11 protein-coding genes and 5 pseudogenes are annotated in these 11,462 nt (G+C 71.1%); 5 read left to right on the top strand and 11 right to left on the bottom strand.

Going from position 1 to position 11,462, the window contains the following annotated elements; translation table 11 throughout:
• The coding region (locus AC2W7J_RS09875) for a nuclear transport factor 2 family protein (RefSeq protein ID WP_485982242.1) at nt 1-432 on the top strand (432 nt) is incomplete at its 5' end.
• A 71-nt stretch (nt 433-503) separates the two neighbouring features.
• Here AC2W7J_RS09875 and glmM read toward each other — a convergent pair.
• Nucleotides 504-1,852: pseudogene (gene glmM, locus AC2W7J_RS09880) on the bottom strand (phosphoglucosamine mutase).
• Nucleotides 1,853-1,967: 115 nt separating this feature from the next.
• Here glmM and AC2W7J_RS09885 point away from each other — a divergent pair.
• Nucleotides 1,968-3,104, top strand: a complete 1,137-nt coding sequence (locus AC2W7J_RS09885; RefSeq protein WP_485982243.1) for a glutamate--cysteine ligase — start codon at nt 1,968-1,970, stop codon at nt 3,102-3,104.
• Nucleotides 3,105-3,227: 123 nt separating this feature from the next.
• Here AC2W7J_RS09885 and rpsI read toward each other — a convergent pair whose 3' ends face one another.
• Nucleotides 3,228-3,737: a 30S ribosomal protein S9 gene (rpsI, locus tag AC2W7J_RS09890; protein ID WP_255185384.1), complete on the bottom strand. Its 510-nt coding sequence runs from the start codon at nt 3,735-3,737 to the stop codon at nt 3,228-3,230.
• Nucleotides 3,738-3,767: 30 nt separating this feature from the next.
• The gene (rplM, locus tag AC2W7J_RS09895) at nt 3,768-4,211 is read right to left on the bottom strand and encodes a 50S ribosomal protein L13 (protein WP_255185383.1); all 444 of its coding nucleotides are present in this window, start codon (nt 4,209-4,211) and stop codon (nt 3,768-3,770) included.
• A gap of 230 nt (nt 4,212-4,441) precedes the next feature.
• On the opposite strand from rplM, the gene AC2W7J_RS09900 reads away from it, so the two are divergent.
• Both AC2W7J_RS09900 and lepB read left to right on the top strand, forming a co-directional pair.
• A complete protein-coding gene (locus AC2W7J_RS09900) occupies nt 4,442-5,005 on the top strand; it encodes a helix-turn-helix domain-containing protein (RefSeq protein WP_255185382.1) in 564 nt (187 codons plus the stop codon).
• Nucleotides 5,006-5,068: 63 nt separating this feature from the next.
• Nucleotides 5,069-5,671: pseudogene (lepB, locus tag AC2W7J_RS09905) on the top strand (signal peptidase I); the annotation flags it as partial.
• Nucleotides 5,672-5,719: 48 nt separating this feature from the next.
• Here the strand turns inward: lepB and truA are convergent.
• From truA to infA, 8 genes and pseudogenes are all read right to left on the bottom strand, one after another.
• Nucleotides 5,720-6,547, bottom strand: a complete 828-nt coding sequence (gene truA / locus AC2W7J_RS09910; protein WP_485982244.1) for a tRNA pseudouridine(38-40) synthase TruA — start codon at nt 6,545-6,547, stop codon at nt 5,720-5,722.
• A 112-nt stretch (nt 6,548-6,659) separates the two neighbouring features.
• Nucleotides 6,660-7,387 (bottom strand): annotated as a pseudogene (gene rplQ / locus AC2W7J_RS09915) (50S ribosomal protein L17, sunset domain variant).
• Nucleotides 7,388-7,446: 59 nt separating this feature from the next.
• A pseudogene (locus tag AC2W7J_RS09920) lies at nt 7,447-8,479 on the bottom strand (DNA-directed RNA polymerase subunit alpha).
• Nucleotides 8,480-8,627: 148 nt separating this feature from the next.
• A pseudogene (gene rpsD / locus AC2W7J_RS09925) lies at nt 8,628-9,235 on the bottom strand (30S ribosomal protein S4).
• A gap of 29 nt (nt 9,236-9,264) precedes the next feature.
• Entirely contained in the window at nt 9,265-9,663 is a 399-nt protein-coding gene (rpsK, locus tag AC2W7J_RS09930) for a 30S ribosomal protein S11 (RefSeq protein ID WP_007928041.1), read from the bottom strand.
• Between the two features lie 74 nt (nt 9,664-9,737).
• Complete coding sequence (rpsM, locus tag AC2W7J_RS09935; RefSeq protein WP_255185376.1) at nt 9,738-10,109, bottom strand: 30S ribosomal protein S13; 372 nt, start codon at nt 10,107-10,109, stop codon at nt 9,738-9,740.
• Nucleotides 10,110-10,335: 226 nt separating this feature from the next.
• Nucleotides 10,336-10,449: a 50S ribosomal protein L36 gene (gene rpmJ, locus AC2W7J_RS09940; protein ID WP_007928044.1), complete on the bottom strand. Its 114-nt coding sequence runs from the start codon at nt 10,447-10,449 to the stop codon at nt 10,336-10,338.
• A gap of 106 nt (nt 10,450-10,555) precedes the next feature.
• Nucleotides 10,556-10,777: a translation initiation factor IF-1 gene (gene infA, locus AC2W7J_RS09945; RefSeq protein WP_007928045.1), complete on the bottom strand. Its 222-nt coding sequence runs from the start codon at nt 10,775-10,777 to the stop codon at nt 10,556-10,558.
• A 165-nt stretch (nt 10,778-10,942) separates the two neighbouring features.
• Between infA and AC2W7J_RS09950 the strand changes: the two genes are divergently transcribed.
• Complete coding sequence (locus AC2W7J_RS09950) at nt 10,943-11,371, top strand: hypothetical protein (protein WP_485982245.1); 429 nt, start codon at nt 10,943-10,945, stop codon at nt 11,369-11,371.
• Nucleotides 11,372-11,462 lie beyond the last annotated feature (91 nt).

Genomic DNA, 11,462 nt, shown 5'->3' on the forward strand with positions numbered 1-11,462 from the left:
CGCGCGGAGCGCCGCGCTCGGGCGCACGGTGCCGCGATGATCGGCGGCGCGGGCACGGAGCCGGGCACCGAGGTGCCGCGCGACCCGCAGGAGGCGGTGCAGCGCTACTACGCACTCGTCGACGCGGGTGACGTGCCCGGTGTCGTGGGGTGCTTCGCGGCGGAGGCCGTCTACCACCGGCCGGGCTACCCGCCGATGGTCGGGCACGCGACCCTGACCGACTTCTACGCCGGCGAGCGGGTCATCGCCGACGGCCGGCACGAGCTCGACGAGGTCGTCACGCAGGGGCGTCGCGTCGCCGTCCACGGTCGCTTCGTCGGCACGCTCAAGGACGGCAGCGCCGCGAGCGTCGGCTTCGCCGACTTCTGGGTGCTCGACGAGACCGGCCGGGCCCTGACCCGCCGGACCTTCTTCGACTCCCCCGCCGTCTGACCCTGCAAAACCCTAGGGTTTGCAGGGTTGGACCTGCAGGACCCTAGGGTTTGCGGAGTTAGGGGGCGGCGTCAGAGGGCCAGGCGCTCCTTGACGACGACGGACAGGCGCTCGGCGGATTCCTGGGCCCGCTCGTGGGTGGCGGCCTCGACCATGACGCGCACGACCGGCTCGGTGCCGGACTTGCGCAGCAGGACGCGGCCCTCGTCGGCGAGCGCGGCCTCGGTCTCGGCGACCGCGGCCCGCACGCCCTCGTCGCCGTCGACGCGGTGCTTGTCGACGCCCTTGACGTTGATGAGCACCTGCGGCATCCGGGTCATCGCACCGGCGAGCTCGGCCATCGAGCGGCCGGTCTCGGCGACCCGCGCCGCGAGCATGAGGCCGGTGAGGACCCCGTCTCCGGTCGTCGCGTGCTCCTGGAGGATGACGTGGCCGGACTGCTCGCCACCGAGGGAGTAGCCGCCCTTGCGCATCTCCTCGAGGACGTAGCGATCGCCGACGCCGGCCTGCACGACGTGGATGCCGGCGGCCTCCATCGCCCGGATGAGACCGAGGTTGCTCATGACCGTCGCGACGAGGGTGTCCTGCGCGAGCTCGCCGTGCTCCTTGAGCGCCAGCGCGAGGATCGCCATGATCTGGTCGCCGTCCACCTCGTTGCCCGTGGCGTCGACGGCCAGGCAACGGTCGGCGTCGCCGTCGTGCGCGATGCCGAGGTCGGCGCCGTGCTCGACGACCGCGGCGCGCAGGCCCTCGATGTGCGTCGAGCCGACGCCGTCGTTGATGTTGAGCCCGTCCGGGCGGCCCCGATGACGTGCACCTCGGCGCCGGCGAGGCGGAAGGCCTCGGGCGAGACCTGGCTCGCCGCGCCGTGGGCGCAGTCGAGGACGATCGTCAGGCCGTCGAGGCGCTGCTCGACCGCGTCGAGCAGGTGCCGCACGTAGCGGGCGCCGGCGTCCTCCATCGGGGTGACCCGACCGACGTCGATGCCGGTGGGCCGGTCGGGGGTGTCGTCGAGAGCCGCCTCGATGGCGTCCTCGACGGCGTCGGGGAGCTTGTGGCCCCCCTTCGCGAAGAACTTGATGCCGTTGTCCGGCATGGCGTTGTGCGATGCCGAGAGCATGACGCCGAAGTCGGCGTGCACCTCGGCGGTGAGGAAGGCGACGGCCGGCGTCGGCACCACACCCGCGTCGAGGACGTCGATGCCGCTGCTCGCGAGCCCGGCGACGACCGCGGCGGAGAGGAACTCGCCCGAGGCGCGCGGGTCGCGGCCGACGACCGCCACGGGGCGGTGGCCCTGCAGGCCCTCGGGGTCACGCAGGACGCGGGCGGCGGCCTGGGCGAGCGAGAGGGCGAGGTCTGCGGTGATGACCTCGCCGTTGGCGAGGCCGCGAACACCGTCGGTGCCGAAGAGTCGGGACATGTGCGTGCTGAACCTTCCGTGGGGGGCCCGTCGCATGACACACGAGAGACGGGCTCGTGCGACGATACCCGCTGGTTAGGCTGGGAGACCGTAGGTGCGACGTCGAGAGGCCCTCATGATCGAGTTCACCCCGTCAGACGGCCCCACCCTCGGGGTCGAGTGGGAGATCGCCCTCGTCGACCGGGAGACCCTCGACCTCGTCCCGCTCGCCGACAGCGTCGTCGAGCCGCTCGCCGCCGAGGACGGCCTCGCGCCCAAGGTGCACCGCGAGCTGCTCACCAACACCGTCGAGCTCGTCACCGGCATCTGCCACGACGTCCCCGAGGTCGTCGCCGACCTCTCCGACAGCCTCGCGAGGTTGCGCGGGGTGACCGACGGGCTCGGGCTGGAGCTCATCAGCGCCGGCACCCACCCCTTCGCCCGCTGGGAGTCGCAGCAGGTGAGCGAAGGGGAGCGCTATGCCACGCTCATCGACCGCACCCGCTGGTGGGGCCGGCAGATGGTCATCTACGGCGTGCACACCCACGTCGGCGTCACCCACCGCGACAAGGTCCTGCCGCTGCTCGGCGGCATGCTCACCTATGCCCCGCACCTGCAGGCGCTGTCCGCCTCCTCCCCCTGGTGGGGCGGGGTGCCGACCGACTACGCGAGCAACCGCGCGCTGCTCTTCCAGCAGCTGCCGACGGCCGGGCTGCCCTTCCAGTTCGACACCTGGGCCGAGTACGAGCGCTATGTCGACGACCTGCTCGTCACCGGCGTCATCGACGAGCTCAAGGAGGTGCGCTGGGACCTGCGCCCGGCCCCGCACCTGGGCACGCTCGAGGTGCGGGTGTGCGACGGCGTGCCGACCCTCCACGAGATCGCGGCCCTCACGGCCCTGACGCAGTGCCTGCTCGTCCACCTCGACGACCGGCTCACCGACGGCGGCACGATCCCGACGCTGCCGCCGTGGCACGTGCAGGAGAACAAGTGGCGCACCGCGCGCTACGGCATGGACGCGATCATCATCCTCGACTCGCGCAACCGCGAGCGGCTCGTCACCGACGAGCTGCACGACCTGCTCGAGCGGCTCTCCCCGATCGCCCGCCGCCTGGGCTGCGAGACCGAGCTCGCCGGCGTCGAGGAGATCATCCGCCGCGGCGCGAGCTACCAGCGCCAGCTGGCCGCGGCCGACGCCCACGGCGGCGACCTCGTCGAGGTCACCCGCTCGCTCGTGGCGGAGATGCGCGCCGGGCGACCGCTGACGGTCTAGCCGGGGCGTCTCGAGGCTCGTTCCTCGCACCTCGACGACCGGAGCGGGTATGACGAAGGGCGGCGCCCACCGTGAGGTGAGCACCGCCCTTCGTGGTCTCGAAGACCAGCGGTGATCCGTGGATCAGCGCTTGCTGTACTGCGGCGCCTTGCGGGCCTTCTTGAGACCGGCCTTCTTGCGCTCCGGGACGCGGGCGTCACGGGTGAGGTAGCCGGCCTTCTTGAGGGTGGCGCGGTTGAGCTCGGGGTCGACGCCGTTGAGCGAGCGGGCGACGCCGAGACGGACGGCACCGGCCTGGCCGGAGGGGCCACCGCCGTGGACGCGCACGAGCACGTCGTAGGCGCCGTCGAGCTCGAGCGCGACGAGCGGCTCGTTGACGATCTGCTGGTGGACCTTGTTCGGGAAGTAGTCCTCGAGCGCACGCCCGTTGACCTTCCACTCGCCGGTGCCCGGGACGATCCGGACGCGGGCGATGGCCTGCTTGCGGCGGCCGGTGGCCGAGCCGGGGGCCGACGCGGAGGGGCGGCGCACGGGCTCGTCGGTGCCGACGGGGCCCTCGGACTCGGAGGTGTAGGAGCTCAGCTCGGGCTCGTCGCCCTCGAGCACCTCGGTGTTGTCGGTGGTGTCAGCCACAGTGGTTCCTCAGTTCCTTGTGGGCGGCGCTTACTGCGCGACCTGGGAGATCGTGTAGGGGGTGGGCTGCTGAGCGGCGTGCGGGTGCTCGGCACCGGCGTAGACCTTGAGCTTGCTCAGCTGCTGGCGGCCGAGGCTGTTGCGGGGCAGCATGCCGCGCACGGCCTTCTCGACGGCGCGCGTCGGGTGCTTCTCCAGCATCTCGGTGTAGTTCATCGAGGACAGACCGCCCGGGTGACCCGAGTGACGGTAGGCGCGCTTCTGCTCGGCCTTGGCGCCGGTCAGCGCGATCTTGTCGGCGTTGATGATGATGACGAAGTCGCCGGTGTCCACGTGGGGGGCGAAGGTCGTCTTGTGCTTGCCGCGCAGCAGCGTCGCGGCCTGGCTCGCCAGACGGCCGAGCACGACGTCGGTGGCGTCGATGACGTGCCACTGACGGGTGATCTCACCGCCCTTGGGGGTGTACGTGCGCATGATGATGCCTTCTGCTCGTCGTTCGCTTGCCCCTGCGGGGGCGAAGGGGAGGCGCCGCACGTCGCGAGGACGGGGCGCCGCTGGGTTCAATTCTACGGACACCGCACCCGCGGCAGAAATCCGCACACCGGCCGCAAAACCCTTGGTAGATCAAGGATCTCCCACCTCCAGCGGCCTCCCCCGGCATCCCGCGACCGGAGATTGCACAAAACTTGTGCGATTCTGGGCAGGTGAGCGACTCCCCTTCGACCGATGCCTGGCGACTGCTCGCGCACCCGCTGCGCTCGCGCATCCTCGCCCACCTGCGGCTGCACGGCGCCGCGACCGCGGCCGAGCTCGCCCGCGCGCTCGGGACCAACACCGGTGCGACGAGCTATCACTCGCGGGTGCTCGCCGAGGCGGGGCTGCTCGAGGACACCGGCCTGGGCGACGGCCGCTCCCGGGTGTGGGCCGCCGCCGAGGAGGACGAGGAGCGCGCCGTCGACACCTCGGTGGCCGTGAGCACGATCGACGACGCCGACGACCTGGCCGACGCCCTGTGGCTCGCCCACGACCTCGTCGACCACCACACGCAGCGCATGCACGGGTGGGTCGACGCGCAGGTGTCGTGGCCGCTGGTGTGGCAGGAGGAGTGCGGCCTCGACGACCGCGAGGTGCTCGTCGACGAGACCCAGCTCGCGGCGCTGCGGGCCGAGCTGGGCGCGGTGCTCGACCGCTACCGGCGACGCGGCGCCGGCACACCGGGCGCTCGTCGGGTGAGCGCCGTCGTCGCCCTCACCCCCCTGCCCCGCTGACCGGCCTAGGCTGACGGCGTGGGCGGAGACGGGACGGGCACCGAGAGGCACTGGCTGTGGGGCGTGCTGCTGCGCCTGGTCATCGCCTTCGCGGTCGTCGCCGTCGTCACGCACACACTCGTGCGCCCCTTCGTCATCCCGTCGGCGTCGATGGAGCCGACCCTCATGACCGGCGACCGGGTCATGGCGCAGATCGTCGGGGTCGACGGCGAGCACCTCGAGCGCGGCGACGTCGTCGTCTTCGGTCACGGCGAGACGTGGGCGTCGGACCGCATCGACGAGCCCAACCCGGTCAAGGACGTCATCCGCTACGGCGGCGACCTCCTCGGCGCCGGGCCCAGCCACACCGCGCACACGGTCAAGCGCGTCATCGGCCTGCCGGGCGAGACGATCTCCTGCTGCGACGACCAGGGCCTCGTCCTCGTCGACGGCGAGCCCCTCGACGAGCCCTACGTGCGGCGCGACCTCCCCTTCGCCGGAGGGTGCGAAGGGGGCACCGCCCCCCGATGCTTCCCCGACGTCACCGTCCCCGAGGGCTCCTACCTCGTCCTCGGCGACAACCGCGCCAACAGCGACGACTCCGTCGCCGCGTGCCGCGGCCGGGCCACGGGTCGCTGCGACGCGAAGTTCGTCGGCGCCGACCACGTCGTCGGCACCCTCGGCTGGCGCTGGTGGCCCCCTGCCACCCCGGCCGCGCCGAGCGGCTCGACTGACTCAGTCGCGACGGGCGCGGGCCTCGACGGCTCGCGCCCCGAGCGCGTCGTCCGCCGGATAGGTCACCTCGACGAGGCACAGCCCGTGCGCCGGCATGACCTTGACCCGCGGGTCGCGGGCGCCGGCCGTGAGCACCTCGGCGGGGAAGTCGACGTCCCGCTGACCAGCGCCCACCGGCACGAGGGCCCCGATGAGGGCGCGCACCATCGAGTGGCAGAAGGCGTCGGCCACGACGGTCGCCTCGAGCAGCCCGTCGTCGCGCCGGGTCCAGTCGTAGCGCAGCAGGGTGCGGGTGGTCGTCGCCCCTTCCCGCTTCTTGCAGAAGGCCGCGAAGTCCCGCAGGCCCAGCAGGCGCTGCGTGGCGGCGTTCATCGCGTCGACATCGAGCGGCGTGCGGAGCGAGACCACCTCACGACGACGAAGGGGGTCCACCCGCGCCGGGTCGTCACCGACGAGGTAGCGGTAGCGCCGGCTCGTCGCGGAGAAGCGCGCGTCGAAGCCCTCGGCAGCCCGGCTGACGCGGTGGACGACGACATCGGGTGGGAGCACACCCCGCAGCCGAGTGGCCAGGGCCTCCTCCGCGGGCCGGTCGGAGTGGCCCCGCGCCCGCTCGAGCTCTGCCGGCTCGACGTCGACGTGCACGACCTGACCGGCAGCGTGGACGCCGGCGTCGGTGCGTCCGGCGACGGTCAGCCGCGCCGGCTCGGGCAGGCGCAGGACGGTCGTCACCCCGCGCGACAGCTCCTCCTCGACCGTCCGCAGCCCCGGCTGCGCAGCCCAGCCGTGGAAGTCCGTGCCGTCGTAGGCGAGGTCGAGTCGCAGCCGCATGCGGGCCAGCGTAGGCGACGCCTCCGACGTCACCGCCGAGCCAAGACGAAGGGAGCGCCGCCCACCCCGTGGGGTGAGCGGCGCTCCCTTCGCATGCAGTCGGCCGTCAGGCTCAGGCCTCGTCGGACTCCTGCTGCTTGGCCTCGCCACCGGCGGGCTCGAAGCCCGCGCCTTGGCCTCGTCAGCGGTCTTGAACCAGACCTCGGCGACCGTCTGGTCGTACCACTGCGAGCCGGCGACGTGGTACTTCATCGAGTCGAGGTTGCCCTTGACCGTGTAGTCGTCGCTCGGCGCGGCGCCGTCCTCGAGGGGCGCGGCGGCACCCTCGGGCAGGTCGGCGACGGCGGCCGGAGCGGCGGTCTCCTCGGCGGCAGCCTCGGTGGTCTCGACCGGGGCCTCGGCCTCGGCGGCCTCGTCCTGGGCGGAGCGCTTCGTGGCGGCCTCGGCCTCGGCGACGACGGCGCGCTTCGGCTTGGCGTTGACGGGCTCGCGGACGAGCTCGATGACGCACATCGGGGCGTTGTCACCCTTGCGGGGGGCGATCTTCGTGATGCGGGTGTAGCCACCCTCGCGCTCGGCCATGTCGGGCGCGATCTCGACGAAGAGGCGGTGGACGACGCTCTTGTCCTGGACGGTCGTCATGACCTTGCGGCGGGCGTGCAGGTCACCGCGCTTGGCGAAGGTGATCAGACGCTCGGCCAGCGGACGCAGACGCTTGGCCTTGGCCTGCGTCGTCGTGATCTGGTCGTGCTCGAAGAGCGCGGTGGCGAGGTTCGCGAGGATGAGCCGCTCGTGAGCCGGGCCGCCACCGATACGGGGACCCTTGGTGGGGGTGGGCATGGTGTTCTCCTTGGAAGTTCTGACCTACCGCGTCAGCGGTGAGGTCGGGAAGCGGTGGGTCAGAGCTGCTCGTCCTCGGCGAACGAGGCGTCCTCGTCGCCGGACTCGTCGTAGTCGTCCTCGCCGTAACCGGGGATGGTCGTCGGGTCGAAGCCGGGAGGGCTGTCCTTGAGCGCCAGGCCCATCTCGTGCAGCTTGGCCTTGACCTCGTCGATCGACTTCGCACCGAAGTTGCGGATGTCGAGCAGGTCGGCCTCGCTGCGGCCCACGAGCTCACCCACGCTGTGGATGCCCTCGCGCTTGAGGCAGTTGTAGGAGCGGACGGTCAGGTCCAGGTCCTCGATCGGCAGGGCCAGGTCGGCGGCGATCGCGGCGTCGGTCGGCGAGGGGCCCATGTCGATGCCCTCGGCCTCGACGTTGAGCTCACGGGCCAGGCCGAAGAGCTCGACGAGGGTCTTGCCGGCGGAGGCCAGCGCGTCCCGCGGGGAGATCGAGTTCTTCGTCTCGACGTCGACGACCAGCTTGTCGAAGTCGGTGCGCTGCTCGACACGGGTCGCCTCGACCTTGTAGGTCACGGCGAGGACCGGCGAGTAGATGGAGTCGACCGGGATGCGGCCGATCTCCTGGTCACCGGTCTTGTTCTGCTGCGCGGAGACGTAGCCGCGGCCGCGCTCGACGGTCAGCTCCATCTCGAGGGAGCCCTTGTCGTTGAGCGTCGCGATGTGCAGGTCCGGGTTGTGGACCTCGACACGGCCGGGGGGTTGATGTCGGCAGCGGTGACCGCGCCGGCGCCCGACTTGCGCAGGTACATCACGACCGGCTCGTCGTTCTCCGAGGAGACGACGAGGGACTTGATGTTGAGGATGATCTCGGTGACGTCCTCCTTGACCCCGGGGACCGTGGAGAACTCGTGGAGCACGCCGTCGATCGGATCGAGGTGAGGGAGGCACCCGGGATGCTCGAGAGCAGGGTGCGACGCAGCGAGTTGCCGATGGTGTAGCCGAAGCCGGGCTCGAGGGGCTCGATGACGAACCGCGAGCGGTTGTCGGCGATGACCTCTTCGCTGAGGTTGGGGCGCTGTGCGATGAGCACGTCTGTTTCCTTCCCACGGGCGACCGCTATATGACGCCTCGTGAAGGTGCCGGTCTGGTGGCCGGCGGTTGGTGCGCCTCTGTCCGTGCACCAACCGTGAGGCTCCTGCTCCCTTCGCACGAGGCGAAGGGAGCAGGAGCGACGGTGATCAGTTCTTCGAGTAGAGCTCGACGATCAGCTGCTCGGTGAGCTGGGTGTCGATCTGCTCGCGGGTCGGCAGCTGGTGCACGAGGATCTTCAGGCTGCCCGGGACGACGTGGAGCCACGCCGGGACCGGACGCTCGCCGAAGGTCTCACGCGCGAGCTGGAAGGGGAAGGCCTCCACCGACTGCTTGCGGATCGTGATGATGTCGTACTGCTCGACGCGCTGGCTCGGGACGTCGGTGCGGACACCGTTGACCTCGAAGTGGCCGTGCGTGACGAGCTGGCGGGCCTGACGACGCGTGCGGGCCAGGCCGCGCGGTAGATGACGTTGTCGAGGCGCGACTCGAGGATGGTCAGCAGGTTGTGACCGGTCTGGCCGGGGCGGTTGGCCGCCTCCTTGTAGTACCGGACGAACTGCTTCTCCATGACGCCGTAGGTGAAGCGGGCGCGCTGCTTCTCCTGCAGCTGGGTGAGGTACTCCTTCTCCTGGATCCGCCGACGGCCGTGCTGGCCGGGCGGGAAGGGACGGAGCTCGAAGTTCTTGTCGCCGCCGACGAGGTCGAGCTTGAGTCGACGCGACTTCTTGGTGATGGGGCCGGTGTAACGAGCCATGTCTTATCTGTCTCCCGTATCTCTGCTGCTCAGACGCGACGGCGCTTGGGCGGGCGGACACCGTTGTGCGGGCTGGGCGTGACGTCCTGGATCGCGCCGACCTCGAGGCCGGCGGCGGTCAGGGAGCGGATCGCGGTCTCACGACCGGAGCCCGGGCCCTTGACGAAGACGTCGACCTTCTTCATGCCGTGCTCCATGGCGCGACGTGCAGCGGCCTCGGCAGCCATCTGGGCGGCGTACGGGGTGGACTTGCGCGAGCCCTTGAAGCCGACCTGGCCGGCAGAGGCCCACGAGATCACGGCACCGGTGGGGTCGGTGATCGAGATGATGGTGTTGTTGAACGTGCTCTTGATGTGGGCCTGGCCCACGGCCACGTTCTTCTTGACCTTGCGGCGCACCTTGGCGCCGGAGCGGGTCTTGGGGGGCATGTTTCTCCTACGAAGCTCTTCGGTGTGTGGTGATCACCGCGCGGCCGAAGCCGGCTGCGGCGACACGTGGTGTGTCAGGCCTTCTTCTTGCCTGCGACGGTGCGCTTCGGGCCCTTGCGGGTCCGGGCGTTGGTCTTGGTGCGCTGACCGCGGACCGGGAGACCGCGGCGGTGCCGCAGGCCCTCGTAGGTGCCGATCTCGACCTTGCGGCGGATGTCGGCGGCCACCTCGCGGCGGAGGTCACCCTCGAGCTGGACGTTGGCCTCGAGGTAGTCACGGAGGGCGACGAGCTGGTCGTCGTTCAGGTCCTTCACGCGGGTGCTCGGGTCGACGCCGGTCTCGGCGAGGGCCTTCTGTGCGGTCGTGCGTCCCACACCGAAGATGTAGGTCAGGGCGACCTCGGCGCGCTTCTCGCGCGGCAGGTCGACTCCAACAAGTCGTGCCATGTGCTGGCTTCCTTCTCGTTCTCTCGGAGGTCTGGTGCACCACCGGTCCGGCGGTGGGTCCCGCCGATGGTGGCGGGCCGCTCGGTCCCCGGCCTCCGAGCCGGGGGTGACGTCCTGCTCCGCGAAGGGAGAGGGGCCGGGTGGTGCGTCGTTCTTCAGTTGGCGTTGCTCGAGGATCTGTGGCGATGAGCCAAGGTCCCCGCCGTGCGGGCCGTGGTGGCCGCGATCAGCCCTGGCGCTGCTTGTGGCGCAGGTTGTCGCAGATCACCATGACCCGACCGTTACGGCGGATCACCTTGCACTTGTCGCAGATCTTCTTGACGCTCGGCTGAACCTTCATTGCCGTCTCGCATCTTTCATCGATCTGTCCCGACCCACGGGTGGTGGATGCCGGGTCGTGCGGGAGTTGCGTCCCTCGTCGGTCGCCGTGTCGACGACCGCCTCGGTCAGCGGTAACGGAAGACGATCCGGCCGCGGGTCAGGTCGTACGGGCTGAGCTCGACGACAACCTTGTCCTCGGGGAGGATTCGGATGTAGTGCTGCCGCATCTTGCCCGAGATGTGGGCGAGAACCTTGTGACCGTTGGTCAGCTCGACCCGGAACATTGCGTTCGGGAGCGCTTCGACGATCGTGCCCTCGACCTCGATGACACCGTCCTTCTTGGCCATACCCTCTCAATCCGTTGGTGGTCTCCTGGATGGAGGCCACCGCGTGTGGCACGCGCGAGATGACCTCCCCGGAGAGCGGGAAGGCATGACACACGTGACCGACAGTCAAGAGTAGGGCACCGGCCCACTCGGAGGGAAATCGCACCCCCCACGTAGGCTCGCTGCATGACCGGCCTGACCATCGCACTCGTCGGCTCCGCGGACTGGCCGGACGCCCACTTCGTCTCGCGGGCGGTGACCGCCCTCGCCCCCGACGCGCAGGTGCGGTGGCTGCCGGCGGGGGCCACGATCACCCCCGACGTCGACGCCGTGTGGCTCCTCGCCCCGCCGGCCTCCGCCCCGGCGACGACCCACGACGCGACGACCGGCTGGGCCCTGCAGCTCGGCGTCCCGGTCGTCGGTCCACTGCGTGCGGGCGAAGGGAGTCGCCTGGCCCCCTCCCCCGGCAGCCGCTTCGCCGCGATCACCGGCACGGCAACGGTCGACCTGCCGGCACAGCGGGGTGCCGCCCGCCGCGGCCGCGACTACGTCGACGGCCCCCCGGCACGGTCTGGTACGCGCAGGCCCACCGCGACGGTGAGCCGGCGGTCGTGAGCGCGGGCGGGTCCCCCTTCGCCACCCTCACCGACTTCCCCCCTCGCCACGGCCGACGGGGTCCACCCGCTCGCCCTCGACCTCGTCGCAG

This window comes from Janibacter sp. CFPM2_SD2, from assembly GCF_057364645.1.

Bases quoted from the DNA above. Each gene is read 5' to 3' on its own strand.
- AC2W7J_RS09885 (WP_485982243.1), top strand. From the start codon at position 1,968: ATGATCGAGTTCACCCCGTCAGACGGCCCCACCCTCGGGGTCGAGTGG.
- rplM (WP_255185383.1), bottom strand. From the start codon at position 4,211: ATGCGCACGTACACCCCCAAGGGCGGTGAGATCACCCGTCAGTGGCAC.
- truA (WP_485982244.1), bottom strand. From the start codon at position 6,547: ATGCGGCTGCGACTCGACCTCGCCTACGACGGCACGGACTTCCACGGC.
- rpsK (WP_007928041.1), bottom strand. From the start codon at position 9,663: ATGCCCCCCAAGACCCGCTCCGGCGCCAAGGTGCGCCGCAAGGTCAAG.
- rpsM (WP_255185376.1), bottom strand. From the start codon at position 10,109: ATGGCACGACTTGTTGGAGTCGACCTGCCGCGCGAGAAGCGCGCCGAG.
- rpmJ (WP_007928044.1), bottom strand. From the start codon at position 10,449: ATGAAGGTTCAGCCGAGCGTCAAGAAGATCTGCGACAAGTGCAAGGTG.
- infA (WP_007928045.1), bottom strand. From the start codon at position 10,777: ATGGCCAAGAAGGACGGTGTCATCGAGGTCGAGGGCACGATCGTCGAA.
- AC2W7J_RS09950 (WP_485982245.1), top strand. From the start codon at position 10,943: ATGACCGGCCTGACCATCGCACTCGTCGGCTCCGCGGACTGGCCGGAC.